The following is a 20759-nucleotide window of genomic DNA, read 5'->3' as shown; positions in this document are numbered from 1 at the left end:
TTAAAGGCGACCTTTCCAGGACTTTTAAAATTTGAAGTGAGACGGCATTTTCACACTTCGTGACGCGCATAAGTTGTGGATAAATTCAGCGCCGGCATGCCATAAGAAACTTATGACAACGACACCCGATCCCGCCCGCTTCGCCCACGTCACGGATTGGGTGTTCGACCTCGACAACACGCTCTATCCGCATCACTCGAATCTGTTCGCGCAGATCGACGTGAAGATGACCGCCTATGTCGGCGAGCTGCTGACGCTTTCTCGCGACGAGGCGCGCAAGCTGCAGAAGGAACTCTACCTGGAATACGGCACGACGCTGAACGGGCTGATGAAGCGGCACGGCATCGATCCCGACGATTTTCTCGAGAAGGTGCACGACATCGATTATTCGAGGCTGGTGCCCGACCCGGTGCTGGGCGCGGCGATCCGCCAGCTTCCGGGACGCAAATTCATCTTCACCAATGGCGACCGCAGGCATGCCGAGCGCACCGCGCGCCAGCTTGGCATATTGGAGCATTTCGACGCCATCTTCGACATCGTCGCGGCGGGGCTCAATCCCAAGCCGGAGCGCCAGACCTATGAGCGCTTTGCCGCATTGCATTCGGTGACCGGACACAATGCGGTGATGTTCGAGGACCTGGCGCGCAATCTGGCCGTGCCGAAGACGCTCGGCATGACGACGGTGCTGGTGGTGCCGCGCAATTTCGAACCGACCTTTTCGGAGATCTGGGAACGTGACCCGGCGAACGAGGACGACGTCGATTTCGTCACCGACGACCTTGCCGGGTTCCTGACCGCAATCGTCGACGTGGTGGCCTGAACTTGGAGATTGGCCGAAACGGCTCGAGGTTCGGGCGGTTTCCGCCTATCTCCAGCGTCTGTGCCGATTTCACTGACATGAACGGTGAAAATAAATCGCGTCGCGCTGAAACGGAATCAGGCGACGCGCTTTAGGTCTTTGTTTTGATGCATGTCGTTTGCCCCAGAACGCTGCGCGCTTCCGGGCGACATGCATCAATCGAAATCCGGAATCGTACCGGGCAGCAGTCCCAGCCGGCCATTCAGGTCCTTCAGAAACCGGCACCAGGCCGGAGTGCCTTCGGCTCCCTTGCCGTTGCCATTGCCGTCGGACGAATTGCCGTTGCCGAAGCCGTTGCCGCAATTGGCGTTGCCGTTGAAGCTGCCGCCATTGAAGTTGCCGCTGAAGCTCCCGGAATTGCCATTGCCATTGAAATTGCCGCGATTGCCATTGCCGTTGAAGTTGCCGGAATTGCCGTTGCCGTTGAAATTTCCGGTGTTGCCAAGGCCATTGGCGACACCGGCGCCGATTGGAAGGTCTCCAATCCTGACCAGGGTCGAGGCGTCGGCAACAATCATCGCGGCAAGCAGGATGCCGAGCGCGAGGCCGTTCCCCTCAAGCAGCTGCGCCGCCACCTGGCGCTTGCGGGGCCGAACCGAGCCGGACGGTCTCAGGCCGGTCATCGGCGGTTTCCCCGGCCGTTGGAGTTGCCGTTGAAGGCGCCGACATTGCCGTTGCCGTTGAACGACCCGCCGTTGAAGTTGCCGTTGCCGGCGCCGATGTTGCCGTTTCCGTTATATTGGCCGGTGTTGCCGTTGCCGTTGAAGGCGCCAATGTTGCCGTTGCCGCTCGTCGGCGAGGTGTTGTTGTTTCCGTTGAAGGCGCCGACATTGCCGGTACCGCTGTTGAAAGCACCGACATTGCCGCTGCCGCTGTTCTTGTAGCCGGCATTGCCGCCCAGGCTGCCAAGCGGATTCATGCTCCTGACGTCGGAACCGATGGACTGGCCGTATTTGCCGACCGCCGCCTGGACGGCCGACATGCCGAAGGACTGGCTACCCGTCGTGGTGTCAGCCTTGGCCGCGGTTGCACTCAACAACCCCAGGCATAGCGCCGGTATGACGTAGCGTTTCATCTGCGAGCTCCTTCCATGGCTTTGCTTTTGAAAATTGGGACTTCGAAAAAGACCGGGATGCGAAAGGGACTGGGACCGCCGGCGACATGTCGCGATAGCCTTGCGCGGGGGACGGGCGCGTGGCTCGACGATCCCAGAGACGTCAGCGTCATTCCAAGTTAAAGCCTGGCGACGCTGCGGTTGGCGGCGCTAGTGATTGGCGTTGCCGTTGCCGTTGCCGTTGCCGGCGCCCCAGTTGCCGTTGCCGTTGGCATTGCCGTTGCTGATGCCGAAGTTGCCGTTGCCGTTCACGTTGCCGTTGGCGAGGCCGAAATTGCCGTTGCCGTTTCCGTTGCCGTTGGCGACTCCGGCATTCAGGTTGCCGTTATAGTTGCCGTTGAAGGCGCCCATGTTGGCATTGCCGTTGCCATTGCCGTTGCCGAAGCCGAAGTTGCCATTGCCGTTGAAGTTGCCGTTGTAGGCGCCGGTATTGGCGTTCCCGTTGCCGTTGCCGTTGCCGACGCCGACATTGCCGTTGCCGTTGCCGTTACCGCTACCGACCGAAAATGCGGATGCCGAACCAGTCAGAGCCGAGAGGACAGCCGCGGCCAGGATGATCTTTCTCATGACGTTCTCCTTTGTTTGCGTTGAGCTTCCCGGCCAGTTCAAGGTGACCAGGAGGACGCTTGAAGGATGCACGCAGAAACAGTGAGGATACATTCGGGCTGATCGGCAGGTGTGTCGGTTTTTCTGCTGAGCCCCGTGTCAGGAAAAGTTGAAGCAATCGGGAAAAAACTGACAGGCATAAAGGCATATGCCGGTGTATATTGAGCGAAGCAACGACACCTCATGCCTCTTCTCGCAGGCTTGCATTTCGCGGCATTGACGAGCAGGGAAGTCGATGGAGGGTGGCATCGACACCGGCAAAGACAACAGGGCAAAGGTCCGGCGCCAGGAGTTGGCGCGGCATCTTGTTGCCGTGCAGGAAGAGCAGCGCCTGCGCCTGTCGCGAGAGCTGCATGACGATCTGGGCCAGATGCTCGCCAGCGTCGCGCTCGAATTGCACATCGTTCGCGCCGGCTCGCGGGAGATGGACAATCGTCTAGAGCGCGCCGCGATGCTTATCGACCAGCTGAGCGCCAAGGTGCATGACGTCGCCTGGAGCCTGCGGCCCGCGGACCTCGATCGCCTCGGCTTGCGGACTTCGGTCGAGGACCTGGCCACCGTGCTTTGCAGTCAGCTCGGCATTGCATGCGAGATGGACATCGAAGCCCTTGCGAGCCCGCTGCCCGCCGAGATAGCGCTGACGCTCTACCGCATTGCGCAGGAAGCTCTCACCAACATCGGCAAGCATGCCGCGCCGAGCCGCGTGAGCGTGACGGCGCATGTCCAGGACGATCGATTGCGCCTGACGATCGAGGACGACGGCCGCGGCTTTGACAGCCGCGCCGAACCTGGCGCGGGCCATTTGGGACTTGCAGGAATGCGGGAGCGCCTTGCGCTGGTCGGCGGCGAATTGTCCATTGAAACAGCCAGGGGCAAGGGGACCACCATTTACGCCGATGTGCCCCTGATCGACGGTTCGCACCCTCAAGTCTGAAATGGCATCTGCGGCTCACGTGGGGTTACGTGAAGCGCCGCACATCCCGGACATTAGCCACGGCTTACAGTCCGGGTCTCTTGGGTTAGGCGGGGGGATAGCATTACCCGCATCGGCCGCCTCACGGCTTGCCGAGACAGACGGGCGTCCCGCGCCATGCGGGGCAGTGGCCTAGACCATCAAGGACAAAAGGGCCCTTTTCCTGGTGATGAGGGTCTTTCATCGACTGATGGAGGTTAAAGGTGAGCTGCAGAAGGATATTTCTGGTCGACGACCACCCGATCATGCTGGCGGGAGTCGGTGCGATGATCAACAGCCAGGACGATCTGACGGTCGTCGGACTGGCCGGGAATGCCGACGATGCCGTTGAAGGGATCGGCAAGACGCTGCCCGACGTCGCCGTGGTCGACATATCGCTTCCGGGTGTCAACGGGGTTACGCTGATCGAACGGCTTGGCGAACGCTTTCCCGAAGTCAGCTGCATAGCGCTGACGGCGAATGAGGACCCCGGTTGCCTGCGCCAGGTGCTTGCCGCGGGCGGGCGCGGCTTCGTGGTCAAGCGGTCGACCGCAACCGATCTGCTGCAGGCCATCCGATGCGTGCTGGCCGGCGACAACTATGTCGACCCCGCACTTGCGGCGCGCATCCTGAGCCCACGCAGCATCACGCAATGCGATCCGGGCAATCTCAGCGAGCGCGAGCGGTCGGTCATCCAGCTGGTCGCGCAGGGCTACAGCAACAAGGAAATCTCGTCCCGGCTCAGCCTCAGCATAAAGACGATCGAAACCTATCGCACCAGGGCGACCGATAAGCTCGAGCTGCGCTCACGCGCGGCCATCGTTCGCTTCGCGCACTCCAACGGCTGGCTGGTCGAACTGTCGGCGTAGGCAGGCAGACCGGGCAGGTCCGTTGTCCCCGGTCGCGCTTTCAGAGCTTGTAGAAGCGACGGATGATGTCCCAGGCTTCCTCGGCGGTGTCGACGAAATCGATGATGTCCTGATCGCCGGGCGAGATCGTGCCCTGCTCGGCGAGGAAATCGAGATTTATCGCCCTTTGCCAGAACGCCTTGCCGAACAGGATCACCGGCACGCGCTCCATGCGCCCCGTCTGGATGAGCGTCAGCGTCTCGAAGAACTCGTCCATCGTGCCGAAGCCGCCCGGGAACACCGCGACGGCCTTGGCGCGCATGACGAAATGCATCTTGCGGATGGCGAAGTAATGAAAGTTGAAGCAGAGCTCCGGCGTGACATAGATGTTGGGCGCCTGCTCGTGCGGCAGCACGATGTTCAAGCCGATCGACGGCGCGCCGACGTCGTCGGCGCCGCGATTGCCCGCCTCCATGACGCCGGGCCCGCCGCCGGTGACGACGACGTACTCACGATAATAGGAGATGGCCGACTGCTGCGAGCACAGGCGGGCGAATTTGCGCGCTTCCTCGTAATATCTGCTGTTCGCCTCGAGGTTCTTCTTCTGCGTCTCGTTCTTCGCCGCCCAGGCCTCGCCGCCGGGTTCGGGCAGGCGGGCGCCGCCGAACAGGATAACGGTCGAGCGGATGCCGCGTTCGGCCAGGATCATTTCCGGCTTCAGGAGTTCGAGCTGCAACCGCACGGCGCGCAATTCGCGCCGCGTCATGAAGTCGGGATCATTCCAGGCCAGCCGGTAGGTTTCGGCGCGTGTCTGGGGGGTATCCGGCACGCTTTTCGAGCGTTCCAGGTCCTCGTCCGAATGCGGCAGCGGCGTCCACCCTGCCTTTTCCATGGGAGTCATCGAATCCACCCGTCCAATTCCCTTACTTGCGCCGTCCCGTGACGCAGGCGCGATTGACCCCCATTAAGCCTTAACATAGGGTCCGCGCGACTTTTAAACAGGTTAAGGCGCAGCCCCTTAACAGCTTGGTAATGGAGCGAAATCATGTCGAAGCCCGATCTGGCGAGTCTCGAAAAGACCATCGAGAAGGCCTTCGAGGAGCGCGACACGATTTCGACCGCGACGCGCGGCGAGACGCGCGACGCCATCCAGGCCGCGCTCGACCTGCTCGATCGTGGTGTCGCCCGTGTCGCCGAGCGTCAGGACGACGGCAAGTGGCAGGTCAACCAGTGGCTGAAGAAGGCGGTGCTGCTCTCCTTCCGGCTGAACCCGATGGAGATCATCAAGGGTGGTCCCGGGCAGGCCGTCTGGTGGGACAAGGTGCCGTCCAAGTTCGACGGCTGGAGCGCCGTCGACTTCGAGAAGGCCGGCTTCCGCGCCGTGCCGTCCTCGGTGGTGCGCCGCTCGGCCTATGTCGCCCCGGGCGCGGTGCTGATGCCGTCCTTCGTCAATGTCGGTGCCTATGTGGATTCGGGCACGATGGTCGACACCTGGGCCTCGGTCGGTTCCTGCGCCCAGATCGGCAAGAACGTGCATCTATCCGGCGGCGTCGGCATCGGCGGGGTGCTGGAGCCGATGCAGGCCGGCCCGACCATCATCGAGGACAATTGCTTCATCGGCGCGCGCTCGGAAGTGGTCGAAGGCTGCATCGTGCGCGAAGGTTCCGTCCTCGGCATGGGCGTGTTCATCGGCCAGTCGACCAAGATCGTCGACCGCGCCACCGGCGAGGTTTTCTATGGCGAGGTGCCGCCCAATTCCGTGGTCGTAGCCGGCTCGATGCCGGGCAAGCCACTGCCCAATGGCGAGCAGGGCCCGAGTCTCTACTGCGCCGTCATCGTCAAGCGCGTCGACGCCAAGACCCGTTCCAAGACCTCGATCAACGAATTGCTGCGCGATTGATCCTCCACAACGGAGCCGACGCGGTTGTCTGAAAGATCGCAATTCCTCTGGCTGTTCTTCAGCCTTTCCGGGCGGCTGAGCCCGGTCGCCTATGCGCTGGCCGGTATCTTGCTGGTGCTTGTCCAGTTTTTCCCGTTCTACCAGTTCGCGCGGGTTGAACTGAACACCGCGGCCAGCCAGAACTGGGCCATGATCTGCTGGGGCGTGCTGCTGATCTCGGCCTGGGCCACATTCGCGGTGACGGCAAAGCGCTTCCATGATTTCGGCAAGCCGACCTATTTTGCGCTGATCTCGCTTATCATCGGCCCCATTCTGCTCATCATCCTCGCCTGCTTCCGCAGCGATCCCGGACCGAACCGCTACGGCAGGCGCACCAACGCGCCTGGCGATTCCTGAAACCATGCGCTACCGCACGCTCGATCCGCAATTGATCATCGAGACGGCCGAAAGGCTGGAAGTGCGTGTCGGCGATCGTTTCCCGGAAGCTGGCCTGCGCGGCGTCGCCGGCGAACTGGTATCGTTGTCGCGCGACCTGGCCAAGGCCGCCAAGGAACTGGAGGCGCCGATCTGGTGGCTGCGCGGCGTCATCGTCGCGGCCTTCATCGCCGGGGTGGCGATGTTCCTGTTCGTCGGCACCATCCTGCCGCTCGACCGCATTTCGGGGGCCGACGATGCCGTGCAGTCGATGCAAGGCATCGAGGCGACGATCAACACCGTCATCCTGGCGGTGCTCGGGCTGCTGGCGCTGATCCGCACCGAGGAGCGGATCAAGCGCAAGAAAGTATTCCGGCAATTGCACGGGCTGCGCTCGCTGATCCATGTCATCGACATGCACCAGCTGACCAAGGACCCGGCCGCGCTATCGGCCGATTTCAAGCCGACCTCGCATTCGCCCATCCGCATCACCGACGCGGCCGATCTCGCGCGCTATCTCGACTACTGCTCGGAAATGCTGTCGCTCACCGGCAAGATCGCGGCGCTGTTCGCGCAGTCGGTCAACGACGATGTCGTCGTCAATGCCGTCAACGACATCGAGAACCTGGCTTCCAACCTGTCGCGCAAGATCTGGCAGAAGATCACGCTGATCGAGGATGGCCGCTAATCGGAAACGGCGAACCGCTCTATCTCCTTGTTTGACGCAATTCCGGACGAAAGGTTACGGCGAAGACGCCGAACTTAACCGCTCACACTTTTCCTGGAATTGCGCTGACCTCGTCCGGTCTCAGCCTCGGCGGACCGCGCTTTTCCGTTTCAGCCTGACGCACCAGCGCAGTGACGCGTTCGATGATCGGCGTCGGGATGCCCGTTTGCTTGCCCAGGCGGATGACGGCGCCCTGCAGTTCGTCGATCTCGGTCGGACGGCCGCGCTTCAGGTCGTCCCACATCGACGAGCGCGCTTCCGCGTCGATCGCCAGCATGCGGCGAGCCAGAAGCCCGAACAGCCTGTCGGGAAGCCGCAGCACTTTCAGCAGCAGCGACGGCGGCAGGCCGGTAATGCGCGCCGGCGCTATGCCGGCCGCCCTCATCGCGGCGAGAGCCTCGTCGATCTGGCCGGCGAGGATCGCGCGCCAGCGTCGGTCGGCGAGTTGTCTCGCCAGCGGCAGGTCGGAGAGCGCCACCAGCGCGTTGTTGAGGTTCATCAGCAATTTGCTCCACTGCACCGCCTTCATGTCGGCGCGCGCCTCGACGGCAAGCCCGTCGGCATCGAGCAGGCCGGCAAGGCCATCGACACCGTCGTCGATCATCACCTCGCCCTGGCTGGCGCGATGGACGCGGAACGGCAGTTCGTCCGGCGACTGGACGACGTTGAACATCACCATGCCGGTCAGCACTCGCCGGCCGGGGAGCCCGGCGCGCAGTCTGTCCGCATTGTCGACGCCGTTCTGCAGGCTGACCACCACCGCGTCCGGACGCCCGTGGGCGGCGATCAGCTTCGCCATCTCCCCGGTTGCGCCGCTTTTGACCGTCACCAGAATGACGTCGGCGTCGCGCAGCGCGATCGGCGGATCGTCGGTGGCCGAAATCGCTTGCGCTTCGACATGGCGGTCGCGGCCGTCGAGATCGCTGACGCGCAGCCCGCCCTGGCGCATGGCCTCGGCCACGCGGCCGCGGCCGAGGAAGACAACCTTGCGTCCGGCAAGGGCCAGGCAACCGCCTACATAGCAGCCGATGCTGCCGGCGCCGGCTATCGCGATGGTGGTTGCTTGGCTGGCCATGCTTAATCCTCGCCTGGTCCGCAACTTGCCATGATGCAGGCCGTTCTCCCAGAACCGCTGCACACTTCTGGGCGACATGCATTTATTTGCTATGATGCATGTCGTTCTCCCAGAACCGCTGCACACTTCTGGGCGACATGCATTTATACGCCATGAAAACCATAATGTCGGCGGCATGGCCGGCGATCATCTGCCACCGTGACACGACAAACGCTTTCGACTATCGCTTTGCCCATGACATTGCCGACCGACCCCGCCCAGAACCTTGCCGCCTTGATCCGCTGCCCATCCGTGACGCCCGCCGAAGGCGGCGCGCTTGCGGCGCTGGAAGACATGCTGGCGCCGCTCGGCTTCTCGGTCGAGCGGCCGGTCTTCTCGGAAGACGGCACGCCGGACATCGAAAACCTCTATGCGCGGCGCTCGGGCAATGGCCCGCATCTGATGTTTGCCGGCCATACCGATGTGGTGCCGGTGGGCGACGAAGCGGCCTGGACGCACCCGCCCTTCGCCGCCGAAATCGCCAATGGCGAGATGTATGGCCGCGGCGCCGTCGACATGAAGGGCGGCATTGCCTGTTTCATCGCCGCCGTGGCGCGCCATGTCGAGAAGAATGGCGGCCCGAAAGGCTCGGTCTCCCTGCTCATCACCGGCGACGAGGAAGGGCCGGCGATCAACGGCACCACCAAGCTGCTCGATTGGGCGGCGGCCAAGGGCGAGAAGTGGGACGCCTCGATCGTCGGCGAGCCGACCAATCCGGATGCGCTCGGCGACATGATCAAGATCGGCCGGCGCGGCTCGATGTCTGGCAGCGTCACCGTCAACGGGCGCCAGGGCCACGCCGCCTATCCGCAGCTTGCCGACAATCCGGTGCGCGGGCTGGTGAGCCTAGTCGATGCGCTGCTCCATCCGGTTTTCGACAAGGGAACGAAGGATTTCCAGCCGACCAACCTCGAAGTGACGTCGATCGATGTCGGCAACCCGGCGACCAACGTCATCCCGGCCAAGGCGACGGCCATTTTCAACATCCGCTTCAACGACACCTGGGACGCAGAAACGGTGCAGGCCGAGATCCACAACAGGCTCGACCAGGCAGCGGGGCGCAAGAAATACCGGCCGGGCAAGAAGACGCCGGTCGACTATGAGCTTGTCTGGCGCGACCGGCCGAGCCATGTCTTCCTCACCCGCGACGACAAGCTGATCGACACGCTGAGCGGCTCGGTCAAGGCGGTGGTCGGCAAGACGCCGGCGCTCTCCACCTCCGGCGGCACATCGGACGCGCGCTTCATCAAGGATTATTGCCCGGTGGTCGAATTCGGGCTGGTCGGCAAGACCATGCATATGGTGGACGAACGCGTCGCGCTTGCCGACCTCGAGACGCTGACGCAGATCTACGAGCGCTTCATCGAGGACTGGTTCGGACAAGGCCTTTCGTGACCATGCTTTCGGCAGACGAAACCTACGCTTCGCTGGCCGGCGCCTGGCGGCTGATGTTCGGCAAGGCCGACGGGCTGCGCCTGCTCGACCTTTCGGCGGACGGTTTCTGGAATTCCTTCTTCGCCATCGTCGTGGCGGCGCCGGCGCTGATCGTCGGCTGGGTCGGCATCGCCAACGAGATCGGCGATCCTACCGCCTTCGCCGGGCGACTCGGCGTGCTGATCCGGCTGGCGACCGTCGATATCGGCTCCTGGGTGCTGCCGCTGGTGGTGCTGGCACTGGTCGCGCCGCGCGCCGGCATCGGCGGCCGCTTCGTCCATTATGTCGTTGCCTCCAACTGGACGTCGGCGATCATCGCCTGGCTCATGCTGCCTTCGGCGCTGCTCCGGCTTTTCCTGCCTTCCAGCAGCGATATCAACAGCCTGGTGTCGCTGTTCTTGTTCGCCCTGTCGATGCTGCTGACCTGGCGGATGACCAACGCATCGATCGGCAAGGGCGCCGCAGTGGGCACCGCCGTGTTCGTCGGCATGTTCATTGCCTCGCTGCTGGTCCTGTTCGGCCTGCAGGCGCTGCTCGGCATCGACATGCCAGACACCACGACGGGCTAGCTCGGGGTATCCTTAGCGGTAGGTTCTGGTGTCGTCGGATAATCCACGCCGACGAGAAAAAGTCCATCGGGCGGCGCGACCTGGCCGCAGGCGGCGCGGTCGCGCGCTTCGAGCGCCGCCTTGAGATCGGCGGCGTCCCAGGAGCCATCGCCGACGCGGCGCAAGGAGCCGACCATCGAGCGCACCTGGTTGTGCAGGAAGGAGCGTGCCGAGGTCCGGACTTCTATCAGGTCGCCAACGCGGCTGACATCGAGGCGATCGAGCGTGCGGACCGGGCTTTCGGCCTGGCACTGGGTGGAACGGAAGGTGGTGAAGTCGTGCCGGCCGAGCAGCACTTTGGCCGCCTCGTGCATGGCCTCGGCATCGAGGCGCTTCGGCACCCACCACACCTTGCCCTTTTCCAGCGCCGAAGGCGCCCGACGGTTGAGGATGCGATAGAGATAGTGGCGGCCGATAGCGGAAAAGCGGGCGTCGAAGCCGTCGGCGACGACGCGCGCACTGAGAAGGACGACGCGGGCGCCAGCCGCCTGCAGATGGGCGTTCACGGCATCGCGCACCTTGTCGCCCGGCCAGTCCCTGGCCAGGTCGACATGGGCCACCTGGGCGGTGGCGTGCACGCCGGCATCGGTGCGGCCGGCGGCGCGTATTCTTACCTCTTCCCCGCAGAACTTTTCGATCGCCTGCTCGATCGCCTGCTGCACCGAGGGCTGGTCGGCCTGATGCTGCCAGCCGGCGAACTGGCTGCCGTCATATTCGATATCGAGCCGAAAACGCGGCATGTTCAGACAACTGCCGATGTCTGAGACGAGACCTTGTTTTCTCGATTGAGCATGATCCTGCCCGAAAACCGGTTCCCAATTTTCGCGAACGCGGACCTTCGGTTCGGGATCATGCTCTAGGCGGCTAAGGCGGTGAAGGCCGAAGCGTAGACCAGCTTGCCGGTCTCCGGCGCCTCGCCCCAGGCCAGGGCCTGCAGCGCCTCGCCCTGATACTCGCTCTCGAAGTTTGCGGCGCGGGCATGGGTGTAGCCGAAGCGGCCGTAATAGACCGGATCGCCCAGAACCACGGCCAGCGTCTCGCCGGCTTGCTTGAGGCGGATATGCGCCTCGCGGATCAGCGCGCCGCCGATGCCGGTGCCGTGGAAGGAGGGTTCGACGGCCAGCGGCGCCAGCGCGACGGCCGCGAAGCGCTTGCCGCCATTCTGCACGTAAAGCCTGGAAAACAGGATGTGGCCGACGACCTGGCCGTCTTCTTCCGCCACCAGTTCGACGACGGCATCGCCGCCGGTGACCAGCGCGTCGACCAGGCCGGCTTCCGCCTGCTGGCCAAAGGCATGCTCTTCGACGAGACGGATCGCCTCGCGATCCCGCGGCGTCGCAGCGCGTATCGACATCATGCTCATTTGAGTTTCATTCCTTTTTCGATCTTGGCTCCGCGCAAAAACTCCTGCGCGGCGGCGGGCCTTCCGCCCGCCCGTTGAACTTCGACCAGCCTGACCGCGCCTGCCCCGCAGGCGACTGTCAGTCGGTCATCGAGAATTCCTCCCGACTCGCCGACGCCATCCGAGAGCGTCGAGCGAAGCAGTTTCAGCCGCTCCATGCGGCCGCCAATGTCGACCTCGCACCAAGCGCCGGGAAAGGGCGAAAGGCCGCGAATGTGGTTGTGGACTTCGCCGGCAGGCCGCGTCCAGTCTACGCGTGTCTCCGATTTATCGATCTTTCGGGCGTAGGTCACCCCTGCCGTTGCCTGTTGGGTAAATGTCAGACAATTTATCCCCAACTGCGCGAGCGCCCGCACCATCAGCGAAGCGCCTTGAGCCATCAGGCGGTCATGCAGTTCGCCGGCCGTCATATCGGGAGCGATGGCGCATTTTTCAACCATTGCCACCGGCCCGGTGTCCAAACCCTCTTCCATCTTCATGACCATCATGCCGGTCTCGGCATCGCCGGCCATGATGGCACGCTGGATGGGAGCGGCACCACGCCAGCGCGGCAAAAGTGAGGCATGGCCGTTGAGGCAGCCGAGCCTGGGGGCGTCCAAGATGGCTTTCGGCAGGAGCAGGCCATAGGCCACGACAATGGCGACATCGGCCTGCAAGGCGGCGAAGGCCCGCTGCTCGGCCTCGCCCTTTAGCGACGTCGGCGCATGCACCTCAAGGCCAAGCCGCTCGGCCTCGCGCTGCACCGGCGAGGGCGTCAGCTCCAGCCCGCGCCGGCCGGCGGCGCGCGGCGGCTGGGTGTAGACGGCCGCTATCTCGTGACCGGCCTCGGCGATGGCGCGGAGCGTGGGCACGGAAAAATCCGGCGTCCCCATGAAGATGACGCGAAGCGGCATGACGTTTTGCGATCCTGTTTTCGTGCCCAAAATGCGAGCTGACTTAGGCGCCCGCTTCAAAAGGGTTTACAAGCTTCAGGTCAAGCCCGTCGAAATCGCGGACGTTGCGCGTCGCCAACGTGGCGTCATGCGCCAGACAAATCGCAGCGATCATGGCGTCAGGCAGGCTCATTGGGCGGCCAATTCGTTCGCGCATAGCCCGGAGCTTGCCGGCGAGACGAGGGGACGAGCCCGCAAACTCCGCGATACGGCCGGCAAACTGATGTAAAATCAGATGATCCAGGACTCGGATATAGCGATCCGACCCCGTCCTGTTCAGGAATCTTTCCGCGCCAAAAGATTGCTCCATGATAACCGGGCCGCACACGTAGAGTTCGAGAACATCCTGTTTACGAAGCCATTCGGCAACGATCGGATCGGGCGCAGGCTTACCGGCTTCGGAAATGACATTGGTGTCGAGGACGATCACTCGAAATCCTCGATCGGGCGACCGAAATCCCGTTTTCTTTCCGCTTCGATCTCGTCCATTATCTCTGCGAACGCCTCGTCGGTGGCGTTTTCAGCGACGAATGCCGAGCGGATAGCATCCCAAGCCGAAACGCCCCGCTCAGGTCTAGGCTCTTTCTCCGCGACAATACCTTTGCGCAAAAGGTCGATGGCCTTGCCCGACAGGCTCTGGCCGCCCTTGCGGGCAGCTTGCTCGATTTCGCGCTTCAAAGGTTCGGGAATGCCTCGGATCAGCATGTCGCCCATCGGTTATATCTCCTGGTCTGATATCATCGATATCACACTGGGGGCTCCTGCTCAAGGCAGAGCGGTTCAAGGCCGGCTTACCCCACCATCTTGCCCGGCGCCTTGTCCTTGGCGAGCTTCTTGAATTTCCTCACCACCATGTCGCGCTTCAGCTTCGAGATGTGGTCGATGAACAGCACGCCGTTGAGATGGTCGATCTCGTGCTGCAGGCAGGTGGCCATCAGGCCTTGCGCCTGCATCTCCTGCAACTTGCCGTCGCGGTCGAGATATTTCACCCGCACGGAAGCCGGGCGCTCGACCTCGGCGTAGTAGTCGGGGATCGAGAGGCAGCCTTCCTCATAGACCGAACGCTGATCGGCGGTTTCGAGGATTTCGGGATTGATGAAGACATGCGGCTCGGGCGGCTCGCCTTCCTTGGCGAGGTCGATGACCAGCAGCCGCCGCGGCTCGCCGACCTGGATCGCCGCCAGACCGATGCCCGGCGCGTCATACATGGTCTCCAGCATGTCGTCGGCGAGCTTGCGCAGGTCGCCGTCGACGCGCTCCACCGGCTTGGAAACCTGGCGCAGGATGGGATCGGGAAGAATGATGAGCGGCTTGATCGACATGGCGTCTCACCTAAGACCTCGTTGGAAAAGCGTCAACGGGGGCATGTTCGGCCCGTTCACGTTTTGATCTGTGCCGGCGAGGCGAATCGGCTATGCTGCCCAAATGAACGACATGACCACCATCCTTTCGCAACCGGTCGCGCGGCTCGGCGCCACCACGATCACGCTCGGGCAGGCGTTTGGTTTCGGCGCACTCCTGCTGGTCGTGCTTTTCGCGGCGCTCGTCGTCGCCCTGTGGCGCGCGGCCAAGGCGCGCGCGGTCGCCGCGACTGAGGCGGCAGACCATGCACGCGACACCGAGGCCCGAATGGCCGATATTCTGCAGAGCCAGGCCGAAATGCAGGGCCGCATGGGCGCGATCGCGGAGGTGTTCGGGGCTAGGCAGGCCGAGCTCACCCAGTCGCTGGGACAACGGCTCGACGCCATGACCGGCCGCCTCGGCCAGACGATGACCGAGCAGACCAAGTCGACGCATGAAAGCCTGGCCAAGCTGCAGGAGCGGCTGGCGGTGATCGACACCGCGCAAGGCAACATCCAGTCTTTGGCCGGCCAGGTCGTGCAGTTGCAGGCGATCCTCTCCAACAAGCAGACGCGCGGCGCCTTCGGCCAATCGCGCATGGAGGTGATCGTCGCCGACGGCTTGCCGCACGGCGCCTACGAGTTCCAGGCTACTCTTAGCAACGGCAGCCGGCCCGATTGCCTGGTGCGGATGCCGAACAGCGCGCCGTCGCTCGCCATCGACGCAAAGTTCCCGCTGGAAGCGTGGAACGCCATCCGCGCCGCCGAGGGCGCCGATATGCAGAAGGCGGCGGCGCAGGCCTTTCGGCGCGACATCGAGGTGCATATCCGCGATATCGCGGAGAAATACCTGATCCAGGGCGAGACGCAGGACACCGCCTTCATGTTCGTGCCGTCGGAATCGGTATTCGCCGAGATCCATGAGAATTTCGAGGCGGTCGTGCAGAAGGCGCACCGCGCCCGCGTCGTCATCGTCTCACCCTCGCTGCTGATGTTGTCGATCCAGGTCATCCAGGCGATCCTGAAGGACGCCCGCATGCGCGAGCAGGCGCATCTCATCCAGGGCGAGGTCATCCGGCTGATGGAGGATGTGGCCAGGGTCGATGAGCGGGTGCGCCGGCTGCAGACGCATTTCGGCCAGGCGACGCGGGACATCGACGACATTCTCGTGTCGACATCGAAGGTGACCAAGCGCAGCCAGAAGATCGAGGCGCTTGAATTCGCGGAGACCGAGGCGCCGCACGGTGGCCCTGCCAAGACGGAAACCGGGGCACGCGTGGCCGATTCGAAAACAGGCCAGTTGCGGCTGCGCGTTGTCGAAGGCGACGAGTAGGTGGGTTGTTCCACCGTTGGCGATTAGCCGAGCGCCCGTCCCTTCCCGCCCGACGCCGCGCCTCCTACTGCTCCTCGACGATCCTCGTGCCCTCGAATTCCGGCAGCCAGTGCAGCGCCGAACGATGCCAATACTGCGTCTTCGGCACCAATTGGTCGCGCTGGCGCGCGGTGCCGACCCTGATGCCGTAGATCTTAGGCCCGTCGCCGACCGACGTTGCATAAAGATGCGAGCCGCAGTCGCCACAGAAGCCCTGCGCCCGCTTGGCGCCGCTCGACCCGGTCTTGATATAGACCTTCGGCTCGCCCTTGGTGATGCGGTAGTCCTCTTCCGGCACCCGGATCGAGACGCGGAACGCCGTGCCGGTCAGCTGCTGGCAGTCGGTGCAGTGGCAGATCGAGGTCTTTTCCGGATCGACCTCCGCCTCATAAGTGATGGCGCCGCAATGGCACCCGCCGTCGATCTTCATCGGTCTTCCTCCTGATAGGTTCGCTGTATCAAAACCTAGCCTCCTCCGAGGCCTCGGCGATAGCCTTGCGCCGTCGCTCCCATGTGCCAGCCGCTTGCGGCTTGACGAAGAGCCGCGAGATTTGCGGCATGTCCTTCTTCAACCTTGCCTCCAGGCGTTCGACGCAGGCTTCGATCTCCGGCGCGGTGAGATGATCCTCGAATTCGATGCTCAAACCCGCGACGATTTCCTCCGGCCCGATATGGACGCTCAGGATGCCGTTCGCCCGCTGGACGGCCGGATCCTCCTGGGCGATCGCCAGCACCTTGTCCTGCACCTCGGGCGACGCGGGCTCACCCAGCAGCAGGCCCTTGCTCTCGCGTGCCAGGAAGATTGCGGTCGCGCCCAGGATGACGGCGATGCCGATCGAGCCGACGCCGTCGAGCTCGGGCATTTCCAGAAGTTCGGCGGACAGGATGCCGGCAAAGGCAACGATGAGGCCGAGCAGCGCGGCGCTGTCCTCGAACAGCACCGTGTAGACGCTCGGATCCTTGCTGCGGCGCACGGCTTCGAACCAGCCCTGGCGGCCCTTCTGCTGACGGAACTCCTTCAACGCCACTAGCCACGAGCTGCCCTCGAACAGGAAGGAGAGGCCAAGCACGACATAGTTGACCCTGGCGTTGACGACCGGTTCCGGCGCCATGATGTGGATGATGCCCTCATAGAGAGAAACGCCGGCGCCCAGCGCGAAGACCAGAAGCGCGACGATGAAACTCCAGAAATAGAGCTCGCGTCCGTGGCCGAGCGGGTGCGCGCGATCTGGCGGGCGCGCTGCGCGGTGCATGCCATAGAGCAGGAGCCCGCCGTTGCCGGTGTCGACCAGCGAATGCACGCCTTCCGACAGCATGGCGGACGAACCGGTGAAGGACGCGGCCGCGAATTTGGTCAGCGCGATCGCCAGGTTGCCGGCGAGCGCGGCGTAGATCACTTTTCTCGAGCCGGCGTGGCCTGCCATCTGGTTCCTGACCCCTGTCCGATGCGACCGACCTTAGCGGCCCGCCGGCCGAAGCTCCACAGCTATGCGCAACGCGCCACGGTCGGGTCGTTCAGGGAGGAAGGTGGCTCGTGACGCGAAGCCCTATTCGACGACTTCGTCGGTCCATACCCTGAACCCGGCGAGCGTGCCCGGTCCAAAGATATGGGTCAGCGGCACATCGGCCGCGTCGCGGCCGGAGGCAATCAGGATGCGGCCGATGCGCGGGGCATTGTTGCGCGGATCGAAAGCGTGCCAGCGGCCGCCGAGATAGACTTCCATCCAAGCGGCGAAATCCATCGAGGCCCATGGTTTTGGCAGGCCGATGTCGCTGATATAGCCGGTGCAGTAGCGGGTCGGAATGTTGAGCGCCCGGCAAAAGGCGACGGCGAGATGGGCAAAATCGCGGCAGACGCCGCTCTGCTCGCGGTAAGCCTCCGCCGCGGTGCGCGTCGGCCGCGCATTGGCGTAGTTGAAGACGAGATGGTTGTGGACGAAGTCGCAGACCGCCTGGACGCGCGGGACGCCGAGGGGAGTGTGACCAAACAACCGCCAGGCGTCGCTTGCCAGCACGTCGCTTTCGCAATAGCGGCTGGGCAGCAGGAACAAGAGCGTGTCCGATGGCAGGTCGCGCACCTCGTGTTGCCAGGCCAACAGGTCACCCATCTCGAAAGTGCCGGAATCGCGGATGATGGCATCGGTGCCGAAGGTAAAACGTCCCGGAGGGGCGACAAGCCGGTTGCACCAGTTGCCGAAGCTGTCGCGGTAGCTCTGGATCGGCACCGGCGGCGTGGAGGTCAGGAAATCCGGCCGCTCAAGATCGGAGGCGCGGGAGTAATGGACGTTGAGCATCGCGATCAGTGGCGCTTCCTGCGGAAAGTCGAAGCTCATCTCGCAGCCGATGTGAATTCGCATTTTCTCCCTGACCGGCTGCTTGATCATCGCCCGGCGAAGGCCGGGCCGATGCTGCAGTGCGAAGAAGACCATCGCACGGACCGGTGTGGTTTACGAGCAAATTAGAAACCGGTTGAAAGCGCTCGACTGTTGGCTTCAAGAGGCGCTACCCTCTTGCAGCCGGGCATTTCTCTTGTTTCACTCGCACGTCCACAATCGGAGGAGCGAATCATGGCTAAAGGTGCGATGAAGGCGGGCAAGGAAGCCCGCAAACCGAAGAAGGACGCCAAGAAGCCCGCCGCGGCCCCGGCTCCGAAGGCGCCGCCGGTCAAGGCGTTGCGCATTAAGGAAAAATAGGCGGCCGAATTCGGTCGATCCGGCTCAATACAGAATTTGAACCGGCGGCATGACAATGCTGCCGGTGTTTTGTTGATCGGGGAACAGGGCACCCTATATCGACGGGCGAGGACGACCTCGCTTCCCCGAAAACGGCCGGGACGGCCCGCCACACCGAGCATCTCAACCGATGCCGGATGACGGAGTGTTCTCGATGTCCTGGATCGTTCTTTTCTTCGCCGGCCTGTTCGAGATCGGCTGGGCGATCGGCCTCAAATACACCGACGGCTTCTCCAAGCCGCTGCCGACCCTTCTCACCATCGCCTCGATGATCGTCAGCCTCGGCCTGCTCGGCCTGGCGCTGAAGACGCTGCCGGTCGGCACGGCCTATGCGGTATGGACCGGCATCGGCACCGTCGGCACGGCGCTGCTCGGCGTCTGGCTGCTCGGCGAACCCGCAACTGTTGTGCGGCTTGCCTGCATTGGCCTGATCGTCTGCGGCATCGTCGGCCTGAAGCTCGTTGCCTGAATATTTCCGGGGCCTGAATATTTCCGAGGCCTGAATATTTCCGGACGCAAACACGTTCAGGGCCGCTTTCGGCGACCCTGAACATTTTCCATCGAACCCGGACTTGCAGCGCCTCGCGCCGACACGGAGTCAGGCGACGCGCTTCAAGCCATTGTCTTGATGCATGTCGTTGCCCACTTCTGGGCAACGTGCATTAGCGGGCGGAGAAGCCCGGAGGCGTCCTGCCGGTACGCGCCTTGCGGGCGGCGTAGCGTGCGTCACGCTTGGCCTTGCGCTCGGCTTCATCGGCAAGCTCGAAAGCGATGCGCTCGGCTTCCTCGGCCTCGCGGATTTTTGCTTCCGCGGCAGCCGCCTCTTCGGCGGCTTTACGCGCCGCCTCGGCCACAGCATCGCGCTCGGCCTTCTCGGCCGCTTCGCGGGCCAGCTTTTCCTGCTTCAGCCTTGCCTTCTCGGCTTCGCGGATCTCGCGGGCCGCGAGGATCGCCTTGCGCTCGGCCTGCTTGGCCAGCACCGCGGGATCATCCGCCGCCGGCTTTGCCTTGAAGCGCTCGAGAAGCGCCTTCTTTGCCTCGTTCGCGGCATTGCGCCGCTCGAAAATGTCTTTTTCCCTGTAGATAGCCAAGTCCACTTCCTTGCAGTCTATTCGCGACGCTTACATACGCGCGAAAACGGCGAGTTCAAGCGCGAAAACGATATGCCAGCCATGAAAAAATGGGCTTGTTGCCGCAGGGATACGGCCCGGCAGGCACGATGCACTGTTCACAGATCGCACCTCTGGCGGACGGCGGGGTAGATGGCTACCTCTAGCGCCGACAACCAACGCCCATATGAACATTGAGGACGCAGCCTGATGGAACTCGGTCTCTACACTTTCGCCGATGTCAGCCCGGAGCCGGGTCCCGGCGCCATCGGCCCGCATGAGCGGCTGCGCAACCTCATCGAGGAAATCGAGCTGGCCGACCAGGTCGGTCTCGACGTGTTCGGCCTCGGCGAGCATCACCGTCCCGACTATGCCGCCTCGGCGCCGGTGGTGGCGCTGGCCGCGGCGGCCGAGCGCACGCAGCGCATCCGCCTTACCAGCGCGGTCACCGTGCTGTCCTCCGACGATCCGGTGCGCGTCTTCCAGCAATTTTCGACGCTCGACCTTTTGTCCAACGGCCGCGCCGAGATCATGGCCGGGCGCGGCTCCTTCATCGAGTCCTTCCCACTGTTCGGCTACAATCTCGAGGACTATGACGAGCTCTTCGCCGAGAAACTCGACCTGTTGCTCGCCATCCGCGATCAGGTGAAAGCAACGTGGCAAGGCAAGCTGCGCGCGCCGATCAACGACCGCGGCGTCTATCCGCGTCCATTCCAGGAAAAACTGCCGATCTGGATCGCCATCGGCGGCACGCCGCAATCGGCCGCCCGCGCCGGCGTGCTAGGCCTGCCGCTGGCTCTGGCCATCATCGGCGGCGAGCCGGCGCGTTTCGCGCCTCTGTTCGATATCTACCGCGAGGCGGCGAAGCGGGCCGGCACCGATCCGGCAACGCTTGCCACCAGCATCAACGTGCACGGCTTCATCGCCGAGACGACAGAGCAGGCCGCCGACGATTTCTATGGCCCGCAGGCCGAGGTGATGAACCGCATCGGCCGCGAGCGCGGCTGGGGTCCGACCTCGCGCGCCCATTTCGACCAGGCGCGAGGGCCCAACGGCGCGCTGTTCGTCGGCAACCCGGAGCAGGTGGCGGAAAAGATCGTCGCCCAGCATAAGATCTTCGGCAACGACCGCTTCCTCCTGCAGATGGCGATCGGCACCATGCCGCACGCCAAGATCATGAAGGCGATCGAGCTCTACGGCACCAAGGTGGCGCCGATCGTGCGCATGGAGACGGCAAAGGCCGCTCCGGCTATCGCGGCGCCAGTCGCCTGAACGGCGGCAGCCGAAGGCCTTCCA

Annotated in this window: 27 protein-coding genes; 12 read left to right on the top strand and 15 right to left on the bottom strand. The window is 63.7% G+C overall.

All coding sequences use genetic code 11. The features are described 5' to 3' along the window. The first annotated feature begins 112 nt into the window (after positions 1-112). Positions 113-820, top strand: a complete 708-nt coding sequence (locus tag AC0L2L_RS00450) for a pyrimidine 5'-nucleotidase (protein ID WP_473575405.1) — start codon at positions 113-115, stop codon at positions 818-820. A gap of 194 nt (positions 821-1014) precedes the next feature. Here the strand turns inward: AC0L2L_RS00450 and AC0L2L_RS00445 are convergent, their stop codons facing one another. The 3 genes from AC0L2L_RS00445 to AC0L2L_RS00435 all read right to left on the bottom strand — a co-directional run bounded on the left by AC0L2L_RS00445 (position 1015) and on the right by AC0L2L_RS00435 (position 2540). Continuing rightward, a complete protein-coding gene (locus tag AC0L2L_RS00445; protein WP_473575404.1) occupies positions 1015-1482 on the bottom strand; it encodes a hypothetical protein in 468 nt (155 codons plus the stop codon). Next, a complete protein-coding gene (locus tag AC0L2L_RS00440) occupies positions 1479-1934 on the bottom strand; it encodes a hypothetical protein (protein ID WP_473575402.1) in 456 nt (151 codons plus the stop codon). Before AC0L2L_RS00440 ends, AC0L2L_RS00445 begins: the two co-directional genes overlap by 4 nt. A gap of 189 nt (positions 1935-2123) precedes the next feature. Next, entirely contained in the window at positions 2124-2540 is a 417-nt protein-coding gene (locus AC0L2L_RS00435) for a hypothetical protein (protein WP_473575401.1), read from the bottom strand. 274 nt (positions 2541-2814) lie between these two features. Here AC0L2L_RS00435 and AC0L2L_RS00430 point away from each other — a divergent pair, with 274 nt between their 5' ends. After that, positions 2815-3513: a sensor histidine kinase gene (locus AC0L2L_RS00430; protein WP_473575400.1), complete on the top strand. Its 699-nt coding sequence runs from the start codon at positions 2815-2817 to the stop codon at positions 3511-3513. 242 nt (positions 3514-3755) lie between these two features. Next, positions 3756-4400, top strand: coding sequence for a response regulator (locus tag AC0L2L_RS00425; protein WP_473575398.1), 645 nt, complete (start codon positions 3756-3758; stop codon positions 4398-4400). A 40-nt stretch (positions 4401-4440) separates the two neighbouring features. Here AC0L2L_RS00425 and AC0L2L_RS00420 read toward each other — a convergent pair whose 3' ends face one another. Then, on the bottom strand, positions 4441-5280 hold the full coding sequence (locus tag AC0L2L_RS00420) for an LOG family protein (RefSeq protein WP_473575397.1): 840 nt from the start codon (positions 5278-5280) through the stop codon (positions 4441-4443). Between the two features lie 144 nt (positions 5281-5424). On the opposite strand from AC0L2L_RS00420, the gene dapD reads away from it, so the two are divergent. From dapD to AC0L2L_RS00405, 3 genes are read left to right on the top strand one after another with little or no spacing between them, the layout of a single operon-like run. Beyond that, complete coding sequence (gene dapD / locus AC0L2L_RS00415) at positions 5425-6279, top strand: 2,3,4,5-tetrahydropyridine-2,6-dicarboxylate N-succinyltransferase (protein WP_027166874.1); 855 nt, start codon at positions 5425-5427, stop codon at positions 6277-6279. A gap of 24 nt (positions 6280-6303) precedes the next feature. After that, entirely contained in the window at positions 6304-6675 is a 372-nt protein-coding gene (locus AC0L2L_RS00410; RefSeq protein ID WP_027166873.1) for a DUF805 domain-containing protein, read from the top strand. Positions 6676-6679: 4 nt separating this feature from the next. Next, positions 6680-7381: a hypothetical protein gene (locus AC0L2L_RS00405; RefSeq protein WP_473575396.1), complete on the top strand. Its 702-nt coding sequence runs from the start codon at positions 6680-6682 to the stop codon at positions 7379-7381. An 82-nt stretch (positions 7382-7463) separates the two neighbouring features. On the opposite strand, the gene AC0L2L_RS00400 is transcribed toward AC0L2L_RS00405, so the two are convergent. Beyond that, entirely contained in the window at positions 7464-8495 is a 1032-nt protein-coding gene (locus AC0L2L_RS00400) for a 2-dehydropantoate 2-reductase (RefSeq protein WP_473575395.1), read from the bottom strand. Between the two features lie 234 nt (positions 8496-8729). Between AC0L2L_RS00400 and dapE the strand changes: the two genes are divergently transcribed. Continuing rightward, positions 8730-9929, top strand: a complete 1200-nt coding sequence (gene dapE, locus AC0L2L_RS00395; RefSeq protein WP_473575394.1) for a succinyl-diaminopimelate desuccinylase — start codon at positions 8730-8732, stop codon at positions 9927-9929. Positions 9930-9931: 2 nt separating this feature from the next. Further along, positions 9932-10537 carry a transporter gene (locus AC0L2L_RS00390; protein WP_473576075.1) on the top strand — a complete coding sequence of 202 codons (606 nt, stop codon included), beginning with the start codon at positions 9932-9934 and terminating at the stop codon, positions 10535-10537. Here AC0L2L_RS00390 and truA read toward each other — a convergent pair. The 6 genes from truA to def all read right to left on the bottom strand — a co-directional run bounded on the left by truA (position 10534) and on the right by def (position 14232). Continuing rightward, positions 10534-11316 (bottom strand): tRNA pseudouridine(38-40) synthase TruA, encoded by a 783-nt coding sequence (gene truA, locus AC0L2L_RS00385; RefSeq protein ID WP_473575392.1) that lies wholly within the window; start codon positions 11314-11316, stop codon positions 10534-10536. The genes AC0L2L_RS00390 and truA overlap by 4 nt on opposite strands. Positions 11317-11432: 116 nt before the next feature. Then, positions 11433-11939, bottom strand: coding sequence for a GNAT family N-acetyltransferase (locus AC0L2L_RS00380; RefSeq protein WP_473575390.1), 507 nt, complete (start codon positions 11937-11939; stop codon positions 11433-11435). Further along, on the bottom strand, positions 11936-12871 hold the full coding sequence (gene fmt, locus AC0L2L_RS00375) for a methionyl-tRNA formyltransferase (RefSeq protein WP_473575388.1): 936 nt from the start codon (positions 12869-12871) through the stop codon (positions 11936-11938). The genes AC0L2L_RS00380 and fmt overlap by 4 nt, the downstream gene beginning before the upstream one ends. A 43-nt stretch (positions 12872-12914) precedes the next feature. Next, complete coding sequence (locus AC0L2L_RS00370) at positions 12915-13340, bottom strand: PIN domain-containing protein (protein WP_473575386.1); 426 nt, start codon at positions 13338-13340, stop codon at positions 12915-12917. After that, positions 13337-13624, bottom strand: a complete 288-nt coding sequence (locus AC0L2L_RS00365; RefSeq protein ID WP_473575384.1) for a plasmid stabilization protein — start codon at positions 13622-13624, stop codon at positions 13337-13339. The genes AC0L2L_RS00370 and AC0L2L_RS00365 overlap by 4 nt, the downstream gene beginning before the upstream one ends. A gap of 77 nt (positions 13625-13701) precedes the next feature. After that, positions 13702-14232 carry a peptide deformylase gene (gene def / locus AC0L2L_RS00360; protein ID WP_473575382.1) on the bottom strand — a complete coding sequence of 177 codons (531 nt, stop codon included), beginning with the start codon at positions 14230-14232 and terminating at the stop codon, positions 13702-13704. A gap of 103 nt (positions 14233-14335) precedes the next feature. Here def and AC0L2L_RS00355 point away from each other — a divergent pair, with 103 nt between their 5' ends. Continuing rightward, positions 14336-15583 (top strand): DNA recombination protein RmuC, encoded by a 1248-nt coding sequence (locus tag AC0L2L_RS00355; RefSeq protein ID WP_473575380.1) that lies wholly within the window; start codon positions 14336-14338, stop codon positions 15581-15583. 64 nt (positions 15584-15647) lie between these two features. Here the strand turns inward: AC0L2L_RS00355 and AC0L2L_RS00350 are convergent, their stop codons facing one another. The 3 genes from AC0L2L_RS00350 to AC0L2L_RS00340 all read right to left on the bottom strand — a co-directional run bounded on the left by AC0L2L_RS00350 (position 15648) and on the right by AC0L2L_RS00340 (position 17979). Then, a complete protein-coding gene (locus tag AC0L2L_RS00350) occupies positions 15648-16052 on the bottom strand; it encodes a GFA family protein (RefSeq protein WP_473575379.1) in 405 nt (134 codons plus the stop codon). Positions 16053-16080: 28 nt separating this feature from the next. Further along, positions 16081-17046 (bottom strand): cation diffusion facilitator family transporter, encoded by a 966-nt coding sequence (locus AC0L2L_RS00345; protein WP_473575377.1) that lies wholly within the window; start codon positions 17044-17046, stop codon positions 16081-16083. Between the two features lie 123 nt (positions 17047-17169). Further along, a complete protein-coding gene (locus AC0L2L_RS00340) occupies positions 17170-17979 on the bottom strand; it encodes a transglutaminase-like domain-containing protein (RefSeq protein WP_027166860.1) in 810 nt (269 codons plus the stop codon). A gap of 210 nt (positions 17980-18189) precedes the next feature. On the opposite strand from AC0L2L_RS00340, the gene AC0L2L_RS00335 reads away from it, so the two are divergent. Both AC0L2L_RS00335 and sugE read left to right on the top strand, forming a co-directional pair. Next, positions 18190-18315: a hypothetical protein gene (locus tag AC0L2L_RS00335; RefSeq protein WP_095769470.1), complete on the top strand. Its 126-nt coding sequence runs from the start codon at positions 18190-18192 to the stop codon at positions 18313-18315. A 193-nt stretch (positions 18316-18508) separates the two neighbouring features. Then, a complete protein-coding gene (gene sugE / locus AC0L2L_RS00330) occupies positions 18509-18823 on the top strand; it encodes a quaternary ammonium compound efflux SMR transporter SugE (protein ID WP_473575375.1) in 315 nt (104 codons plus the stop codon). Between the two features lie 193 nt (positions 18824-19016). Here the strand turns inward: sugE and AC0L2L_RS00325 are convergent, their stop codons facing one another. Next, on the bottom strand, positions 19017-19445 hold the full coding sequence (locus AC0L2L_RS00325; protein WP_473575374.1) for a DUF6481 family protein: 429 nt from the start codon (positions 19443-19445) through the stop codon (positions 19017-19019). Between the two features lie 228 nt (positions 19446-19673). On the opposite strand from AC0L2L_RS00325, the gene AC0L2L_RS00320 reads away from it, so the two are divergent. Beyond that, positions 19674-20735, top strand: coding sequence for an LLM class flavin-dependent oxidoreductase (locus tag AC0L2L_RS00320; protein WP_473575373.1), 1062 nt, complete (start codon positions 19674-19676; stop codon positions 20733-20735). Positions 20736-20759 lie beyond the last annotated feature (24 nt).

The sequence above is a fragment of the Mesorhizobium sp. WSM4832 genome (assembly GCF_055811115.1).
This window is presented reverse-complemented; position numbering and strand designations above follow the sequence as displayed.